17 protein-coding genes and 1 other RNA gene are annotated in these 16,156 nt (G+C 70.3%); 9 read left to right on the forward strand and 9 right to left on the reverse strand.

Annotated elements, in window-relative coordinates; genetic code table 11:
- Positions 1–7: 7 nt before the first annotated feature.
- Together HNR01_RS16505 and HNR01_RS16510 are read right to left on the reverse strand one after the other, a co-directional pair.
- Positions 8–937 carry a glutaminase gene (locus tag HNR01_RS16505; protein WP_017485702.1) on the reverse strand — a complete coding sequence of 310 codons (930 nt, stop codon included), beginning with the start codon at positions 935–937 and terminating at the stop codon, positions 8–10.
- 87 nt (positions 938–1,024) lie between these two features.
- Positions 1,025–1,363 carry a P-II family nitrogen regulator gene (locus HNR01_RS16510; RefSeq protein WP_009866062.1) on the reverse strand — a complete coding sequence of 113 codons (339 nt, stop codon included), beginning with the start codon at positions 1,361–1,363 and terminating at the stop codon, positions 1,025–1,027.
- 184 nt (positions 1,364–1,547) lie between these two features.
- Between HNR01_RS16510 and HNR01_RS16515 the strand changes: the two genes are divergently transcribed.
- Complete coding sequence (locus tag HNR01_RS16515; RefSeq protein WP_183668693.1) at positions 1,548–3,071, forward strand: NAD(P)H-hydrate dehydratase; 1,524 nt, start codon at positions 1,548–1,550, stop codon at positions 3,069–3,071.
- Between the two features lie 11 nt (positions 3,072–3,082).
- On the opposite strand, the gene HNR01_RS16520 is transcribed toward HNR01_RS16515, so the two are convergent.
- The 7 genes from HNR01_RS16520 to gap all read right to left on the reverse strand — a co-directional run bounded on the left by HNR01_RS16520 (position 3,083) and on the right by gap (position 10,757).
- Positions 3,083–4,486, reverse strand: a complete 1,404-nt coding sequence (locus HNR01_RS16520; protein ID WP_183668695.1) for an amino acid permease — start codon at positions 4,484–4,486, stop codon at positions 3,083–3,085.
- 127 nt (positions 4,487–4,613) lie between these two features.
- Positions 4,614–5,675 carry a tetratricopeptide repeat protein gene (locus HNR01_RS16525; protein WP_183668697.1) on the reverse strand — a complete coding sequence of 354 codons (1,062 nt, stop codon included), beginning with the start codon at positions 5,673–5,675 and terminating at the stop codon, positions 4,614–4,616.
- 230 nt (positions 5,676–5,905) lie between these two features.
- Complete coding sequence (locus HNR01_RS16530; RefSeq protein WP_183668699.1) at positions 5,906–6,571, reverse strand: thiamine phosphate synthase; 666 nt, start codon at positions 6,569–6,571, stop codon at positions 5,906–5,908.
- 5 nt (positions 6,572–6,576) lie between these two features.
- The gene (gene fba / locus HNR01_RS16535) at positions 6,577–7,644 is read right to left on the reverse strand and encodes a class II fructose-bisphosphate aldolase (RefSeq protein WP_017485697.1); all 1,068 of its coding nucleotides are present in this window, start codon (positions 7,642–7,644) and stop codon (positions 6,577–6,579) included.
- A gap of 245 nt (positions 7,645–7,889) precedes the next feature.
- Entirely contained in the window at positions 7,890–9,092 is a 1,203-nt protein-coding gene (locus tag HNR01_RS16540) for a phosphoglycerate kinase (RefSeq protein WP_017485696.1), read from the reverse strand.
- Between the two features lie 19 nt (positions 9,093–9,111).
- Positions 9,112–9,636 carry a hypothetical protein gene (locus HNR01_RS16545; RefSeq protein WP_183668701.1) on the reverse strand — a complete coding sequence of 175 codons (525 nt, stop codon included), beginning with the start codon at positions 9,634–9,636 and terminating at the stop codon, positions 9,112–9,114.
- 113 nt (positions 9,637–9,749) lie between these two features.
- Positions 9,750–10,757 carry a type I glyceraldehyde-3-phosphate dehydrogenase gene (gene gap / locus HNR01_RS16550; RefSeq protein WP_183668703.1) on the reverse strand — a complete coding sequence of 336 codons (1,008 nt, stop codon included), beginning with the start codon at positions 10,755–10,757 and terminating at the stop codon, positions 9,750–9,752.
- 462 nt (positions 10,758–11,219) lie between these two features.
- Between gap and HNR01_RS16555 the strand changes: the two genes are divergently transcribed.
- From HNR01_RS16555 to HNR01_RS16590, 8 genes are all read left to right on the forward strand, one after another.
- On the forward strand, positions 11,220–11,549 hold the full coding sequence (locus HNR01_RS16555) for a DUF4164 family protein (RefSeq protein WP_017485693.1): 330 nt from the start codon (positions 11,220–11,222) through the stop codon (positions 11,547–11,549).
- A 22-nt stretch (positions 11,550–11,571) separates the two neighbouring features.
- Positions 11,572–11,943 carry a cell division protein ZapA gene (locus HNR01_RS16560; RefSeq protein WP_153875165.1) on the forward strand — a complete coding sequence of 124 codons (372 nt, stop codon included), beginning with the start codon at positions 11,572–11,574 and terminating at the stop codon, positions 11,941–11,943.
- Positions 11,944–12,052: 109 nt separating this feature from the next.
- Positions 12,053–12,209: non-coding RNA, 6S RNA (gene ssrS / locus HNR01_RS16565), on the forward strand.
- Positions 12,199–12,789 (forward strand): 5-formyltetrahydrofolate cyclo-ligase, encoded by a 591-nt coding sequence (locus tag HNR01_RS16570; RefSeq protein ID WP_183668705.1) that lies wholly within the window; start codon positions 12,199–12,201, stop codon positions 12,787–12,789. Before ssrS ends, HNR01_RS16570 begins: the two co-directional genes overlap by 11 nt.
- A gap of 12 nt (positions 12,790–12,801) precedes the next feature.
- On the forward strand, positions 12,802–13,623 hold the full coding sequence (locus tag HNR01_RS16575; protein WP_017485690.1) for a TIGR00282 family metallophosphoesterase: 822 nt from the start codon (positions 12,802–12,804) through the stop codon (positions 13,621–13,623).
- 133 nt (positions 13,624–13,756) lie between these two features.
- On the forward strand, positions 13,757–14,746 hold the full coding sequence (locus HNR01_RS16580; RefSeq protein ID WP_183668707.1) for a MotA/TolQ/ExbB proton channel family protein: 990 nt from the start codon (positions 13,757–13,759) through the stop codon (positions 14,744–14,746).
- Between the two features lie 94 nt (positions 14,747–14,840).
- Positions 14,841–15,854: a peptidoglycan -binding protein gene (locus HNR01_RS16585; protein WP_183668709.1), complete on the forward strand. Its 1,014-nt coding sequence runs from the start codon at positions 14,841–14,843 to the stop codon at positions 15,852–15,854.
- Positions 15,855–15,906: 52 nt separating this feature from the next.
- The gene (locus HNR01_RS16590) at positions 15,907–16,155 is read left to right on the forward strand and encodes a DUF4926 domain-containing protein (protein ID WP_183668711.1); all 249 of its coding nucleotides are present in this window, start codon (positions 15,907–15,909) and stop codon (positions 16,153–16,155) included.
- Position 16,156: the final 1 nt, after the last annotated feature.

Below are 16,156 nucleotides of genomic sequence, written 5' to 3' on the forward strand. Positions count from 1 at the left end.
TTAGGTCTCAAACCCCGAAGATCGACCACCCGGTCCGCTTCACCAGCATTTCCAGGGCGATGCGCCCGAGATGCGAGTTGCCCGCCGCATCCAGCCCCGGCGACCAGACGCAGATCGAGGCCTTGCCCGGCGCCACCGCCAGGATACCGCCGCCGACGCCGCTCTTGCCCGGCAGGCCGACGCGGTAGGCGAAGTCGCCCGACCCGTCGTAGTGGCCGCAGGTCAGCATGATGGCGTTGATGCGCCGCGCCCGCTCGGCCGAGATCACGGAGTGCCCGGCGAGCGGATGGTGCCCGGAATAGGCCAGGAACAGCCCGGCGGTCGCGAGCTGGCGGCAGGTCATCGCGATGGCGCAATGATGGAAGTAGACGCCCAGCGTGTAATCGACCGGATTCTCGATCACGTTGAAGGAGCGCATGTAGTTGGCCAGCGCCGCGTTACGGAATCCGGTCCGCTTCTCCGAGGCGGCCACCCGCTCGTCGATCGCGATGCTGTTGTCCTGCGCCACGAACTGCATGAAACGCAGGATCTCGCCGAGCGCCTCGCGCGGCTGGTGGCCCGACAGGATCAGGTCGGTGACGGCGATGGCGCCCGCGTTGATGAAGGGATTGCGCGGGATGCCGTTCTCCCGCTCCAGCTGCACGATCGAGTTGAACGGACTTCCCGACGGCTCGCGGCCGACCCGGCGCCAGAGCCGGTCGCCGACCATGCCGAGCGCCAGCGTCAGGGTGAAGACCTTGGAAATGCTCTGGATCGAGAAGGGGCTATCGGCGTCGCCCCCGGCCGCGACGCGACCATCGCCGTCGATCACCACGAGGCCGAAGGCCTGCGGATCGACGCGGGCCAGTTCCGGGATGTAGCTCGCCACCGTGCCGCGATCGGGCCGCGCCCGCATCTCCTCGGCAATGTCTTTGACGATACGGTCGAGATCGGGCACGGCGTCGCTCGGCTACGGCGCTTCACGGCAAGCGCGGACGAGCCCGGCCCTTCACGAAGCGGGCCAGGGAAGATCGGGCCGCCGGGATCAGATCGCGTCGGAGCCGGTCTCGCCGGTGCGAATGCGGATAGCCTCCTCGATCGTCGAGACGAAGATCTTGCCGTCGCCGATACGGCCGGTCTGGGCCGACTTGCGGATCGCTTCCACGGCACCCTCGACGAGGGCGTCCGAGAGCACGATCTCCAGCTTCACCTTGGGCAGGAAATCCACGACGTACTCGGCGCCGCGGTAGAGTTCGGTATGGCCCTTCTGCCGGCCGAAGCCCTTCGCCTCGATCACGGTGATGCCCTGGAGGCCGACCTCCTGGAGGGCTTCCTTCACCTCGTCGAGCTTGAACGGCTTGATGATCGCCTCGATCTTCTTCATCCGGAAAAGCCCGATCCGCCTGGTCCTTCAGTCAGCCATTTATGTACCATCGCCGCTGCCCGACCGCCACGGCGATTTGGATAACCGGGCTGGGAAGTTGCGTACGAAATATGCAAACAAAGCGGAATGTGTAGGCAATTCCGCTAAAATCGATGAATTTTCGGGCACACGTTGAGCCAGTTGCATGCATGAGCCGGTAAAATCCCCGAAGGCCGCGGAGCGGCTGCTCACCGTTGAGGCGATGCGCCGGGTCGATGCCGCCGCCATCGCCGGGGGGACGGCAGGCCTGACCCTGATGGAAGCGGCGGGCGCCGCCGTCGCCGACCGCACCCGCGCGCTGGCGCCCGAGGGCGGGCGGGTGCTCGTCCTATGCGGCCCCGGCAACAACGGCGGCGACGGCTTCGTCGCCGCCCGCCTGCTGGCCGGAGCCGGCTACCGCATCGATCTGCGCCTGCTCGGCGAGCGCGCCGGGCTCAAGGGCGACGCGGCGCTCGCCGCCAAGGCCTGGACCGGTCCGGTCGGCGATGCGGCGGCGGGAATGCCGGCGGCCGACCTCGTCATCGACGCGCTGTTCGGCGCCGGCCTCTGCCGCGATCTCGAGGGGGCGGCCCGGGCCCTGGTCGAAGCCGTCAACCGCTCCGGCATCCCCGTGCTCGCGGTCGATGTGCCCAGCGGCGTCGACGGGAACAGCGGCGCGGTGCGCGGGGTCGCCATCGAGGCGACCGAGACGGTGACCTTCGTCGCGCTCAAGCCCGGCCATCTGCTGCAGCCCGGCCGGACGCATTGCGGCGGCCTGCGTGTCGCCGATATCGGCACGGGCGAGGCCGCCTTCGCCGCCGGCATCGCCGGGGAGACGCGCGCGCTGTATCGCAATGCGCCCGGCCTCTGGACCCTGCCGCGTCTCACCGCGGCCAGCCATAAATACACCCGCGGCCACGCCCTCGTTCTGTCGGGCCCGGCCCACCGCACCGGCGCGGCCCGGCTCGCCGCCCGCGGGGCGCTGCGGGTCGGCGCGGGTCTCGTCACCGTGGCCTCGCCCGCCTCGGCGCTCCCGGAGAATGCCGCCCATCTCACCGCGATCATGCTGCGGGCATGCGAGAATGCCGACGATCTCGACGACATGCTGGCCGACGAGCGGCTCAACGCCCTGCTCCTCGGCCCCGGCCTCGGCACCGGCCCGGCGACCTGCGACCTCGTCGCGGTGGCGGCGGGGGCCGGGCGCGCCCTGGTGCTCGATGCCGACGCGCTCACGAGCTTCCGCAGCGAAGTGCGCACGCTCGCCCGCCATATCCGGGACGGTGAGGCGCGGGCCGTGCTGACGCCACACGAGGGCGAGTTCGCGCGGCTGTTTTCCGGCACGGAGGCCGTGGCCGAGGGGCTGAGCAAGTTCGAGCGCGCGGCGCGGGCGGCGGAGATCGCCGGGGCGGTCGTGGTTCTGAAGGGGGCCGACACGGTGATCGCCGCTCCCGACGGCCGCACGGCGATCAACGACCACGGTACGCCGCATCTCGGAACCGCCGGCTCCGGCGACGTGCTCGGCGGCCTCGTCGCCGGATTGCTGGCGCAGGGCATGGAGCCGTTCGAGGCGGCCTGCGCCGCCGTCTGGCTGCACGGCGATGCGGGCCTGCGGTTCGGGCCGGGGCTGATCTCGGAGGATATCCCGGAGCTGATCCCGGCGGTGCTGCGCGACCTCGCCGGCCGTGCGTGACCGCGGCCCGGCTATCCGGCCGCGGCGACGGCGTGCTTGCGGCCGTAGAGCGCGTAGAAGACCAGCCCGAACACGTTCCAGATCGCGAACCAGAGCTGGGTCGTCGCGGGCAGGCTGAGGAACAGGTAGCCGCAGCCCAGGATCGTGACCGGTCCGATGAGCCAGGGCACCGGCGCGCGGAAGGTGCGCGGCGCGTCGGGATCGCGCAGGCGCATCACGAGCATGCAGGCGGCGACCGCCACGAACGCCGCGAGCGTTCCGGCATTGGCGAGCGCCGCGAGTTCTCCCAGCGGAACAAACCCGGCGAGCACGGTCACGACGGCGGCGGTGAAGAGGGTGATCCGCACCGGCGTGCCGGTGGACGAGACCTGAGCCAGGCCCTGCGGCAGCATCCCGTCGCGGGCCATGGTGAAGAAGATCCGGCTCTGCCCGTAGAAGAAGGCGAGAATGACGGTGGGCAGGGCGATCACGGCCGAGGCCGCGAGGTATTGCGCCACCAGTGGGCGCCCGAGCTCGCGCAGGATGAGGGCCAGCGGCTCCGGGCTGTCGGCGAACCGGGTATAGGACACGGCCCCCACCGCCGCGACCGCCACCGCGACGTAGATCAGGACGCAGGCCGCCATTGAGCCGACGATCCCGATCATCAGGTCGCGCCCCGGGTTGCGCGTCTCCTCGGCGGCGGTGGCGATGGCGTCGAAGCCGTAGAAGGCGAAGAAGATGATCGCGGCCGCAGCCATGACGCCGCGCTCGACGCCGTCGGCCCCCACGCGCTTGGGGAAGCCGTACGGATCGAACGGTTCGAGATGGGTGGCGTCGAAGGCCGGCAGCGCGAAGGCGACGAAGACGACGAGTGCGGCGATCTTCACCAGAACCAGGGCTGCATTGACCGTGGCGCTCTCCCGCGTGCCGCGCAGGAGCAGCACGGCGACCACGACGATGATGCCGACCGCCGGGAGGTTGACGATGCCGCCCGCCTCCGGTCCCCGCATCAGGGCGGTCGGAACGCCGAGCCAGCTTTCCAAGAGCGGCGCCGCGTAGCCGGACCAGCCGACGGCGACCGCACTGACCACGAGCGAGTATTCGAGAATCAGGCTCCAGCCGATGATCCAGGCCAGCACCTCGCCGAGCACGACGTAGCTGTAGGTATAGGCGCTGCCCGAGACCGGAATCGTCGTCGCCATCTCGGCATAGGCCAGCGCAGCGCAGGCACAGATCGCTCCGGCGACGGCGAAGGACAGGATCACCGCCGGCCCAGCCTTGGCCGCGCCGACGCCGATCAGCGTGAGGATGCCGGTGCCGACGATCGCCCCGACGCCGAGCGCCATGAGGTGGGGCCAGCTCAGCGTCCGGACCAGCTGCCGCTCCCCGCCGGGCTCCAGTTGCAAGGGCTTGCGGCGAAGAAGGCTGGACGGCATTCGGGCTCCTGACGGGCGGTTGTAGGCGGACGCCGGCTCGCGCGAAAGTCACATCATCGCGCGGGCGTCGCCAGACACGCCCGCCCCGGTCCGGCGTCGTGCTTCCGAGCGCATCGGCCGTTCGTCGCTACGGTGAGAGGCTCGCCCGATCCGCCGCCAGCACCTCGGCGCGCTTGCGCTCGTCCGGGTTCAGGCCCGCAGTCGCCTGATCGAGGCCGGCATCGGACCGGCCTTGCGACGCGGCGGCGAGATTCCAGGCGGCCGCCTCGACGAGGTTCTTCGGCACGCCGCGGCCGGCGACGTAGAGCTTGGCGATCCGGTTCTGGGCGATGGCGTTGCCGCGCTGGGCCGCGTGCAAAAAGTAGCGGGCGGCCCGGGCCTCGTCCTTGGGAACCCCGTCGCCGTTGAACAGGCGGATCGCGAACTCGACCTCCGCCCCGAGATCGCCGTTGTCGGCGGCGCGGCGGAACCATTGCGCGGCCTGGGTCGTGTCCTTGGGCACGCCCTTGCCCTGGAGGTAGAGCACCCCGAGCGCGTATTGTGCGGCGGGAACCTCGGCCTCGGCCGCGGTTCGGAAGTTGGCCACAGCAGCGGCCAGATCCGCCGGCTTGTCGCTGGCGAGCTGGATCAGCGCGAGGTTGTAGCTGGCACTGGGCTGCCCCTTGCGCGCCGCCTGTTCGAGCCAGACCCGGCCGGCCTTCTCGTCCTTGGGCTGGCCGCGTCCGTCCATCGCCATCAGGCCGAGGGAGGCCATGGCGTTGGCATCGTTCTGCGCGGCGGCGAGCCGGTACCATTCGTGGGCGCGCTTCGGATCCTGCTTGACCCCGAGGCCCTGGTTGTAGAGCTCGCCCAGCAGCGTCATCGCCGCGGCGTCCTTCGGGTTCGTCTCGATGCGCCTCGTCGCCTCGCGGAAGGCGGTGACGTAGCGTCCGCGCTGGTAGGCGCCGTAGGCCGCGTCGGCATTCGGGTTCGCGGTCGTCGGCTGCGCTCCCTGCGCGTTGGCCGAGTACGGCGAGGGCAGCTCGCGCTTCAGATCGAGCTGGTTCGGCTTGGCCTGGCCCGCATTGGCCGGCGTCTGCGCAGGAGGCTCCTTCGTCGCCGGCTGTTTGGGGGCGGCATGCACCCCGCCGGCGCCGAGCGCGAGGAGGGCGAAGGCGCCGAAGGCCGCGAGGAAAACGGCTCGGGCCATGGCCTGCTTCGATCCCGCGAGCCCCCTTGCTGCCTCCAGCCGCAAGGCACGGTGGCCTTCGAAGAAGCTCGAGCGAGGGGCGCCCGGATTCAGGCAGGGGCGGTGGCTCGCAGGCCGGGCGCGACGTCCGACACCGCCCCTGTCCTCAGCCGCCGGGGCTTCGAACCCCCTCCCCCGCAGAAGGGAGAGGATTTCGACCGACACCGCCCCGGTCCTCACATCGAAAACGATCATCGCGCCCCGTCGAGCTGCGCCTGCGCGGCCCGCACAGCTTCGGGATCGTCGCGCCACAAGACGCTCTCCAGCCCGACGAACTCGGCGCCCGTTCCCGCGAGCGCGGCAACATCCTCGGCGGCGGTCGCCACGGCGATGCAGGGCGTCTCGAAGATCTCCGCCCACCACGCCGCGCGCTCGCGCACCTCTTGCAACTCGGGAGCGGCACCGTCGGGGAAGAGACCGCCGAACATCAGATAATCGACGCCGGTCTCGCCCGCGACCATCGCGGCATCCCGCGAGCCGAGGACGCCGCCGGTTCCGAGGATCCGGCCATCGCGCAGGCGCCCGCGCAGATCGCGCAGGGTCTCCTCATCGGCCCGGTCGAGATGCACCCCGTCCGCTCCGCCCCGGGCGGCGACGGAGACGACGTCGCCGGTGAGTCCCGGCACGCTGACGAGCACCGCCGCGCCGCGCTCCTGTGCCGACGGCGCCAGCCGCTTCACGAGATTGACGAGGCTGCGCTCGTCGGCAGCCGCCAGCCGCAGGATCACCGCCGCCACGTCGCCCGCGGCACAGGCCGCATCGAGCGCCGCGGCGGTCGCCTCGGCCTCGGGCGCGCCGAGGCCGTAGGGCGTGAGGAGGGCGAGGCGGGGCCGCGGCGCTGCGTCGGATTCGGGCATGGGGATCAGGCGTCGATCTTCGGGTCGAGGGAGCCGCTGGCGTAGCGCTTGGCCATCTCGGCCACCGAGATCGGGCGGATCTTCGAGCCGTTGCCGGCGGTGCCGAACTCCTCGAAGCGCTGCTTGCAGAGCTTCGTCATCGCCTCCATGGCGGGCTTCAGGTACTTGCGCGGATCGAACTCGGCCGGGCTCTCGGAGAGCACCTTCCGGATCTGACCGGTCATCGCCATGCGGTTGTCGGTGTCGATGTTGATCTTGCGCACACCGTGCTTGATGCCGCGCTGGATCTCCTCGACCGGCACGCCCCAGGTCGGCTTCATCTGGCCGCCGTACTGGTTGATGATGTCCTGCAGATCCTGCGGCACCGAGGAGGAGCCGTGCATGACGAGGTGGGTCGTCGGCAGACGGCGGTGGATCTCCTCGATCACGTTCATGGCGAGCACGTCGCCGTCGGGCTTCCTCGTGAACTTGTAGGCGCCGTGGCTGGTGCCCATGGCCACCGCCAGCGCGTCGACCTTGGTGGCGGCCACGAACTTCACCGCCTCGTCCGGGTCGGTCAGGAGCTGGTCATGGGACAGGACGCCCTCGGCGCCGTGGCCGTCCTCGGCCTCGCCCTGGCCGCTCTCGAGCGAGCCGAGCACACCGAGCTCGCCCTCGACCGAGACACCGGCCCAATGGGCCATCTTGGTGACGTTGCGGGTGATCTCGACGTTGTAGTTGTAGTCGGCCGGGGTCTTGCCGTCGGCCTTGAGCGAGCCGTCCATCATCACCGAGGTAAAGCCGTACTGGATCGCGGTGGCGCAGGTGGCTTCGTTGTTGCCGTGGTCGAGATGCATGCAGACGGGAATGTGCGGATAGATCTCGACGAGGCCGTCGATGAGCTTGGCGAGCACCACGTCGTTGGCGTAGGCGCGCGCGCCGCGGCTGGCCTGGAGGATGACCGGCGAGTCGGTGGCATCGGCCGCCGCCATGATGGCGAGCCCCTGCTCCATGTTGTTCAGATTGAACGCGGGCACGCCGTAGCCGTACTCGGCGGCGTGGTCGAGGAGCTGCCGGAGGGTGATGCGTGCCATGTCTCGATCCTCGTGCGATGCGGCCTTGAGCCGGGCTGGTCCCTTGCTCAGACCAATATAGGTGCCGCCGCGCCGTCAGCCTGCGCGGGGCCGTGAAAAACTTGGGCGCAAGCCGTGCCGTGCTTCCTCTCCCCTCAGCGGGTGAGGGAATCGCCGTTTGCGGCAGGACCTGAACCGGCCCCTCTCCCGCCTCGCATGAGCAAGGCCCCCTCCCCCGCGGAGGGGAGAGGGTTCCGGCCGTGGAATCAGCCCTGCGCCCGCAACGCCTCGACGCCGGGCAGTTCCTTGCCCTCCAGCCATTCGAGGAACGCGCCGCCGGCGGTCGAGACGTAGGAGAAGTCCTCGCCGACGCCCGCATGGTTCAGGGCCGCCACGGTGTCGCCGCCGCCGGCGACGCTGACGAGCTGGCCGGCCTTGGTGCGGGCCGCCGCGTGCTGGGCCACCGCCACCGTACCGGTGTCGAACGGCGTCAGCTCGAAGGCACCGAGCGGACCGTTCCAGACCAGCGTGCGGGCCTCGTCGATGGCACCGTCGATGGTGGCGATCGAGGAGGCGCCGACATCGAGGATCATCGCGTCGGAGGGCACGGCATCCACCGTCACGGTCTCGTTCTCGGCGTTCGCCTTGAACTCGCGGGCCACCAGCGCATCGACCGGCAGGATGATGGTGCAGTTCTTCTCCTTGGCCGCAACCAGGATGCGCTGGGCCGTCTCGGCGAGATCCTTCTCGCACAGCGACTTACCGACATCCTTTCCCTGAGCGTGCAGGAAGGTGTTGGCCATGCCGCCGCCGATCACCAGCATGTCGACCTTGGCGACGAGGTTTTCGAGGAGGTCGATCTTGGTCGAGACCTTGGCGCCGCCGACGATGGCGATGACCGGGCGGGCCGGGGATTCGAGCCCCTTGGTCAAAGCATCGAGCTCGGCCTGCATCAGGCGGCCGGCATAGGCCGGCAGCAGACGGGCGAGGCCTTCGGTGGAGGCATGCGCCCGGTGAGCGGCGGAGAACGCCTCGTTGACGTAGACGTCGCCGTTGGCCGCGAGCGCCTTGGTGAACTCCGCCTCGTTCTTCTCCTCGCCCGCGTGGTAGCGGGTGTTCTCGAGGAGGAGCACATCGCCGTCCTTCAGCGCGGCGACCGCCTTGGACGCCGCCTCGCCGACGCAATCCTCCCCGAAGGCCACCGGCCGGCCGAGCTTCTCGGAGAGCGTCGGCAGAAGCGGCTTCAGCGAGTCCTTCGGGTCCGCCTTGCCCTTGGGACGGCCGAAATGCGCCAGCAGGATCACCCGCCCGCCCTGATCGGCGATCTCGCGGATCGTCGGCACCACGCGCTCGATCCGGGTCGCATCGGTGACGCGACCGCCCTCCATCGGCACGTTGAGATCGACGCGCAGCAGCACGCGCTTGCCCTTCAGCGGGCCGGCATCGTCGAGGGTGCGGAAGTCCGTCATGGCGGCGTCAGATCGCTTCTTAGGGGTTGGAGGCCGGGGGATTGGCGGGAGCCGTCTGGCTCTGTCCGCCGACGCTGTGCGGCAGCATCCGGTCGAGGTTCAGCCGCTGGACCGCGACCATCAGCGCGACGGTGAGCACGGCGGTGATGATGGCGGTCAGAACCAGGGCCCCGGTCCCGGGCAGGCGTCCGACCCGGTCGGACAGGGTGCGGACTTCGCTGCGCAGCGAGGAGAGGTCGGCCTGACGGGCGGCGTCGTTCATCCGGGTCGAGGCCGACTCGACCTTCTCCTCGACGCGCGAGAGCAGCGCCTCCGAGCGGGCGTACTTGTCCTCGATGCGCGCGGTCTTGTCCTCGATGCGGGCAAGCTGGTCGGCGTGGTTGACGGTGGCGGGCGGCTCGGTCCTGCCGGCGCTCGTCGGCGGGGCTGCCGGAGCGGGTGTCGTCACGGCGGACGGCGCGGGGGAAGACGGCGCAGGGGAGGACGGGGTCGCGGGTGGAATGAAACCGCTCCCGGAAGGCTTGGCCGGCGAAGTCTCGGTCATCGCATACGCACCTTGGATCTTCGGCGAGTCGGGCTCGCCTAAGGGAACTCGAAGGCAATCGGGAGCGGCCGGACCGATCGGTCGGCCGCTCCCGTGGAAGCGTAGCTAGAGCGTCAGATCAGCTTGGCCATGGCCACGGCGGTGTCGGCCATGCGGTTCGAGAAGCCCCACTCGTTGTCGTACCAGGACAGGATGCGCACGAAGGTGCCGTCCATGACCTTGGTCTGATCGAGGTGGAAGGTGGACGAGTGCGGATCGTGGTTGAAGTCGATCGACACGTTCGGGCGGTCGGTCACGCCGAGCACGCCCTTGAGCGGGCCGGAGGCGGCGGCCTTGATCGCGTCGTTGATCTCCTGGACGGAGGTCGCGCGCTTGGCGGTGAAGACGAGATCGACGGCCGACACGTTCGGGGTCGGCACGCGGATCGCGGTGCCGTCGAGCTTGCCCTTCAGCTCCGGCAGCACGAGGCCGACGGCCTTGGCCGCGCCGGTCGAGGTCGGGATCATCGACAGCGCCGCGGCGCGGGCCCGGTAGAGATCCTTGTGCATCTGATCCAGCGAGGGCTGGTCGTTGGTGTAGGAGTGGATCGTCGTCATGAAGCCGCGCTCGATGCCGACGGTCTCGTCGAGGACCTTGGCGACCGGGGCGAGGCAGTTCGTGGTGCAGGAGGCGTTGGAGACCACCAGGTGGTCGCCCGTGAGCCGGTCGTGGTTGACGCCGTAGACGACCGTCAGGTCGGCGCCGTCGGCGGGGGCCGAGACGAGGACGCGCTTGGCGCCGGCGTCGAGATGGGCCTCCGCCTTGTCCTTCGAGGTGAAGATGCCGGTGCATTCCATCGCGATGTCGACGCCCAGATCGCGGTGGGGCAGCTCGGCCGGATTGCGCACGGCGGTGACGCGGATGCGCCGGCCGTTGATGACGATGTCGTCGCCCTCGACCGCGACCTCGGCCGGGAAGCGGCCGTGCACGGAATCGTAGCGCAGCAGGTGAGCGTTGGTCTCGACCGGGCCGAGATCGTTGATGGCGACGACCTCGATGTCGGTGCGACCGGCTTCGACGATGGCGCGCAGCACGTTGCGGCCGATGCGGCCGAACCCGTTGATGGCAACCTTGACGGTCACGGCGTGACTCCTTCGTAATGGGGCGCACCCGCGCGCCGATGGGAAACAGGTCGGGCCCGCCGGCGGCCTTCGCCAGCGGCGTCCGATGACGATGCGACCGCTCCAAGCGGGGCGGCACTGAACCGGGGATGAACCGTGCGGCAGCCCGCGCCCGTCCGGTCGGCGGACGGTCTGAGCGGGGAGCCGGGGAGAGTCACGGTTTTGGGATTCCGTTGGGCGGCCCCGCGCCGGGGGATCGAGGCCGGGCGCCGGCTCTCTAACATGGCGTCCGGGGCTGTCAAAGATCGGGGGTAGGCCTGTGAATTGGCTGGAATTTCGAATGCTCTTGGCTGAAACCTGTCGACCGCGAGGATTCGGAGTACCGCGAAAGTCCTTCCGCCGTCGGCCGTTTGCGTTCTGGCCGCCACGGCGCCGGACGCGTTCCGTGGCAGGCTCCGGCGAAGCGGCAACCGACGGGTGACCATGGCGCGAACCGATTCGAAGACGTTGCAGGTGAAGGAGCAGGCAAAGGGACCGGACGCCGGCCTGGAGGAGGCGCTTCACCGGCTCGACACGGCGCTCGCGCTGCTGGAAACGGCGGTGGCCCGCAAGCTCGAGGCCGAGCGCAGCCGCGGCGACCGGGAGACCGAGTTCGCCCTGCTCGAGGAGGACCGGGTCCGGCTCGCCGCCGAACTCGATGCGGCGGGCGCCCGTCTCGCCCGGATGACGAGCACCACCGGCGAGGTCAACCGCCGCCTCGATCGCGCCATCGAGACGGTGGAAGACGTCCTGTCCGGCTCCGCCGGCCGCTGAGTTCGAGTCAGGTTCATCACGGATGCCGCACGTCAACGTCACCATCGCGGGCAAGAGCTACCGCATGGCCTGCGGCCCCGGCGAGGAGGAGCATCTCTCCGCCCTCGCCAAGAGCTTCGACGACCGGATCACGGAGATGCGCGGTGCCTTCGGCGAGATCGGCGACATGCGCCTGCACGTCATGGCCTCGCTGACGCTGGCCGACGAGTTGCACGAGGCCCGGCGGCGCATCGCCGATCTGGAGCGGAACGCGGCCCAGGGCGCCGCCGAGCAGGCGCGGCTCGCCGGCGGCGTCGGCGTCGCCGCCGAGCGGATCGACCGGCTCGCCCGGGCCCTGTCGGGTCAGCCGACCGGGCATGCCTCCGGCAAGGGCGAGGCCGACCGCGGCAATTGACCGGGCCGGCGGGCGTTTCACGGCCGGATCATCGCGCCGGCTTCGATTTTCTCCGGCATGACGCGGTCAGCCCCTGGCGCAAGGGCCGCCGCGCGTCTATCTCTGGCGGGCGGGGCTGCAGAGTTCGTCAGGAGAACTTTCCCCGGGGCCTTATCGACTCCCTCGGGAGCTGTCACTGGCCTCGTCCGTGGACCTGGCCAACACGGCGCCCACCTACTCTGTAGGTTTCCCGGGATCGACACTCCAACGGCTCAGGTGGCTCCGCACTCTTCCCCCGAACGCTCGCTCAAGGCGAGCCTCCGCGCCGAGGCGCTCGGCCGCCGCGACGCACTCTCGCCCGAGGCCCGCGCCGCCGGCTCGTTGCGCGCCGCCGAGATCATCGCAGGCCTTCCCGAACTGGCGGAGGCGCCGCTCGTCGGTGCCTTCTGGCCGATCCGCTCCGAGATCGACCCGCGCCCGCTGATCGAGCGCCTGTTCGCCCGCGGCCAGCGGGTGGCGCTGCCGAAGGTCACGAAGCAGGGACTCGTCTTCCGCGAATGGCGCGCGGGCGAGGAACTGGTGAAAGGCGGCTTCGGCCTCAGCGAGCCCCGCGACGACCTGCCCCCACTCGACCCGACCGCCCTCATCGTGCCGCTCGCCGCCTTTGATCGGACGGGCCAGCGCATCGGCTACGGCGCGGGCTACTACGATCAGGCGATCGAGCGGCTCTCGCAGAACGGCCCCGTGCTGACGGTGGGCATCGCCTTCTCCGTGCAGGAGATCGCCCGCGTCCCGGCCGAGCCGCACGACCGCCCCCTCGACCATCTCGTGACCGAGACCGGCCCCGTACCGCTCCGGCAAAGCTAGATCTTCCTCACGATGCGCATCCTCTTCCTCGGCGACATCGTCGGACGCTCCGGCCGCTATGCCGTCACCGAACGGCTGCCTGGCCTGCGCGAGCGCTGGCGCCTCGACTGCGTGGTGATCAACGGCGAGAACGCCGCCGGCGGTTTCGGCATCACCGAGTCGATCTGCGACGAGATCCTCCAGGCCGGCGCCGATGCGGTGACCCTGGGCAACCACTCCTTCGACCAGCGCGAGGCCCTCGTCTTCATCGCCCGCCAGCCCAGGCTGATCCGGCCGGCGAACTACCCGCCCGGCACCCCCGGCCGCGGCGCCACCGTGATCGAGACGGCCCGCGGCGCCCGCGTGCTCGTCGTCAACGTGATGGGCCGCATCTATCTCGATCCCCTCGACGATCCCTTCGCCGCGGCCGAGCGGGAACTCGAAGCCTGCCCGCTCGGGGCGGCGGCGGACGCGGTCATCGTCGACATGCACGCGGAGGCGACCAGCGAGAAGCAGGCCATGGGGCATTTCCTCGACGGCCGCGCCAGCCTTGTCGTCGGCACCCACACCCACGCGCCGACCGGCGACCACCGCATCCTGCCCGGCGGCACCGCCTATCTCTCGGATGCCGGCATGTGCGGCGACTACGACTCGATCCTCGGCATGCAGAAGGACGAGCCGGTGCGCCGCTTCCTGCAGAAGACGCCGGGCTCGCGCCTCGAAGCGGCCACCGGCGAGGGCACCCTGTGCGGCGTCGCGGTCGAGACCGACGATGCGACGGGGCTGGCCAAGCGCGTCTGGGCGGTCCGGCTCGGGCCGCATCTGGAAGAGACTTGGCCGCGCGAGTGGGATTGAGGCCGCCTCGGCGCGCGTCGGGCGCCGCCGCACTGTGACTTGATCGCGGCAGGCCGAGCCGCCAGAGTGCCGCCGGTTTTGTCACAGCGGTGCCGCCGATCCCGGCGTCAGGCCCAACACGAGTATGGACCCGATGGCGGCCCGTTCCGCGTCCCTCGACACGCCTCCCCTGGCCAAGCCCGGCATGACGCTGGTGCGGATGCTGGTGTTCCTGGCGCTCGCGGGCTTCCTCGCCTTCGTCCTCTACAAGCAGATCACCCCGGCCTTCCTCGCCAATCCCGGCCTGAACGGGCTGATCCTCGGCGTGCTGCTGATCGCGGTGCTGCTCGCCTTCGGGCAGGTGACGCGGCTGTTCCGCGAGGTGCGCTACGTCAATGCGGTCGCCGCCGGGCAGAATCCGAAGGACCGTCCGAGCCTGCTCGCGCCCCTGCTCCCCGCCATCGCGGCCCGGCGCGAGGGCGTGACGCTGTCGAGCACCCGCGCCCATCTCGACACCACCGCCGTCCGCCTCGACGAGGGCCGCGAGATCCTGCGCTACATCGCCGGCATCCTGATCCTGCTCGGCCTGCTCGGCACCTTCTGGGGCCTGATCGAGACGCTCTCGGCGGTGGGTTCGGTAATCGGCGGCATGCGCGGGGGCGGCGATGCGGCGGTGATGTTCGACGAACTCAAGAGCGGGCTCGCGGTGCCGCTCTCCGGCATCGGCCTCGCCTTCTCCGCCTCGCTGTTCGGCCTCGCCTCCTCGCTGATCGTCGGCTTTCTCGACCTTCAGGCGGGTCAGGCGCATTCCCGCTTCCACAACGAACTCGAAGATTGGCTCGTCTCCGGAGAGGAGCAGACGCAGGTCTCGGCCGTCGCCGCGCGGCGCGCGCCGGAGCACGACCCGGCCATCGCCCGCGACCTGCAGGCCGCGGTCGACCGCCTCAGCGGCGTCATCGCCGAGGGCGCCGGAGGCCGCGGCGCAACCCAGGCCATGACCAATCTCGCCGAGGGCATCCAGGGCCTCGTGCAGCACATGCGGGCCGAGCAGCAGATGATCCGCGACTGGGTCGAGGCCCAGGCCGCCCGGGAGCGCGAGCTGAAGCAGGTGCTCGACCGGCTGGCGCGCGAGAAGGTCAATTAGGAGCATGGCCGAGCGAAGTGGAGGCCGGTTCGCGTGAAGACCATGCAATCACGAGGGTCAGCGCCGCTGCTGCGCCAGCGGGCGGGGCGCTGAGATGGCCTCCGCTCGCGCGCGCTCGCAGCGCAGCCTGAACGTCTGGCCGGGCTATGTCGACGCGCTGGCCACCCTCCTGCTCGCGGTCGTGTTCCTGCTCACCGTCTTCGTGGTGGGGCAGTTCTTCCTCTCGCAGGAATTGACCGGCCGCGACGCGGTCCTGAACCGCCTCAACCGCCAGATCGCCGACCTCACCGACCTGCTGGCGCTGGAACGCTCGGGCCGCCGCGCACAGGAAGAGGCGGCGGCCGGACTGCGCAACACCCTGACCGCGACGGAGGCCGAGCGCGACCGACTCCGCGCGCTCGCGGACGCGAACGAGGCGGACCAGGGCAAGAGCGCCGATGTCGATGCGCAGCTCGCCGCCGAGCGCGGAGCGACGCTGCGGGCGCAGAATCAGGTCGAGCTGCTGAACGAGCAGATTCGTGCCCTGCGCCGCCAGCTCGCGGCGCTCGAAGATGCGCTGGCGGCCTCCGAATCCCGCGACCGGGAGAGCCAAGCACGAATCGCCGAGCTCGGCAGCCGCCTCAACGTGGCGCTCGCCCAGAGGGTGCAGGAACTCGCCCGCTACCGATCCGACTTCTTCGGACGCCTGCGGCAAGTCATCGGCAGCCGCACCGACGTCCGCATCGTCGGCGATCGCTTCGTGCTGCAATCCGAGGTGCTGTTCGCCGCGGGCTCGGCGGCGCTGAAGCCGGAGGCCGAGCCGGAACTCGACCGGATCGCGGGGGCCATTCTCGACATCGCGCGGGAGATTCCGGCCGACATTCCCTGGGTGCTGCGCGTCGATGGCCATACCGACGCGCGGCCGATCCAATCGGCCCAGTTCCCGTCGAACTGGGCGCTGTCGGCGGCACGCGCGATCGCGGTCGTGCAGTACCTGCGGACCAAGGGCATCCCGCCGCAGCGGCTGCTCGCGGGCGCCTTCGGCGAGTTCCAGCCGCTCGATTCGGGGACGAGTGACGAGGCCTACGCGCGCAACCGCCGGATCGAGATGAAGCTGACGGAGCGGTGAGAGGTCCTCGATCGTCGCTTGCGTAAATTCGTGTGCAGCCTACTCTCTCCGCATGACGGTGGAAGCATTCTACACTCTACGTCAGCAGGCACCGCGATCCGTCTTCAAGGATCTCGACCGCGTCGTCCTGACGGCCGAGGTGACGACCGACGACGGCGATCGTGTCGAGGCGGGATCCGAGGGGACAGTGGTCGGCGTCTGGCGTGATGGCGCGGCCTATGAAGTGGAATTCACGACGCCCGTCGCGGGTCTGGCGACGGTGCTTCCGAGCGCCCTGCGCGCCTTGACCCTGAAGCCTTGAA

The sequence above is a fragment of the Methylorubrum rhodesianum genome (assembly GCF_014199985.1).
Lineage (GTDB): Bacteria > Pseudomonadota > Alphaproteobacteria > Rhizobiales > Beijerinckiaceae > Methylobacterium > Methylobacterium rhodesianum.

Excerpts from the sequence above, each read along its gene's own strand:
- HNR01_RS16555 (WP_017485693.1), top strand. The coding sequence starts at position 11,220 with ATGGCGCGAACCGATTCGAAGACGTTGCAGGTGAAGGAGCAGGCAAAG.
- HNR01_RS16560 (WP_153875165.1), top strand. The coding sequence starts at position 11,572 with ATGCCGCACGTCAACGTCACCATCGCGGGCAAGAGCTACCGCATGGCC.
- HNR01_RS16545 (WP_183668701.1), bottom strand. The coding sequence starts at position 9,636 with ATGACCGAGACTTCGCCGGCCAAGCCTTCCGGGAGCGGTTTCATTCCA.
- HNR01_RS16510 (WP_009866062.1), bottom strand. The coding sequence starts at position 1,363 with ATGAAGAAGATCGAGGCGATCATCAAGCCGTTCAAGCTCGACGAGGTG.
- HNR01_RS16530 (WP_183668699.1), bottom strand. The coding sequence starts at position 6,571 with ATGCCCGAATCCGACGCAGCGCCGCGGCCCCGCCTCGCCCTCCTCACG.
- HNR01_RS16515 (WP_183668693.1), top strand. The coding sequence starts at position 1,548 with ATGCATGAGCCGGTAAAATCCCCGAAGGCCGCGGAGCGGCTGCTCACC.
- HNR01_RS16525 (WP_183668697.1), bottom strand. The coding sequence starts at position 5,675 with ATGGCCCGAGCCGTTTTCCTCGCGGCCTTCGGCGCCTTCGCCCTCCTC.
- HNR01_RS16540 (WP_017485696.1), bottom strand. The coding sequence starts at position 9,092 with ATGACGGACTTCCGCACCCTCGACGATGCCGGCCCGCTGAAGGGCAAG.
- HNR01_RS16580 (WP_183668707.1), top strand. The coding sequence starts at position 13,757 with ATGGCGGCCCGTTCCGCGTCCCTCGACACGCCTCCCCTGGCCAAGCCC.
- fba (WP_017485697.1), bottom strand. The coding sequence starts at position 7,644 with ATGGCACGCATCACCCTCCGGCAGCTCCTCGACCACGCCGCCGAGTAC.
- HNR01_RS16590 (WP_183668711.1), top strand. The coding sequence starts at position 15,907 with ATGACGGTGGAAGCATTCTACACTCTACGTCAGCAGGCACCGCGATCC.
- HNR01_RS16585 (WP_183668709.1), top strand. The coding sequence starts at position 14,841 with ATGGCCTCCGCTCGCGCGCGCTCGCAGCGCAGCCTGAACGTCTGGCCG.
- HNR01_RS16575 (WP_017485690.1), top strand. The coding sequence starts at position 12,802 with ATGCGCATCCTCTTCCTCGGCGACATCGTCGGACGCTCCGGCCGCTAT.
- HNR01_RS16520 (WP_183668695.1), bottom strand. The coding sequence starts at position 4,486 with ATGCCGTCCAGCCTTCTTCGCCGCAAGCCCTTGCAACTGGAGCCCGGC.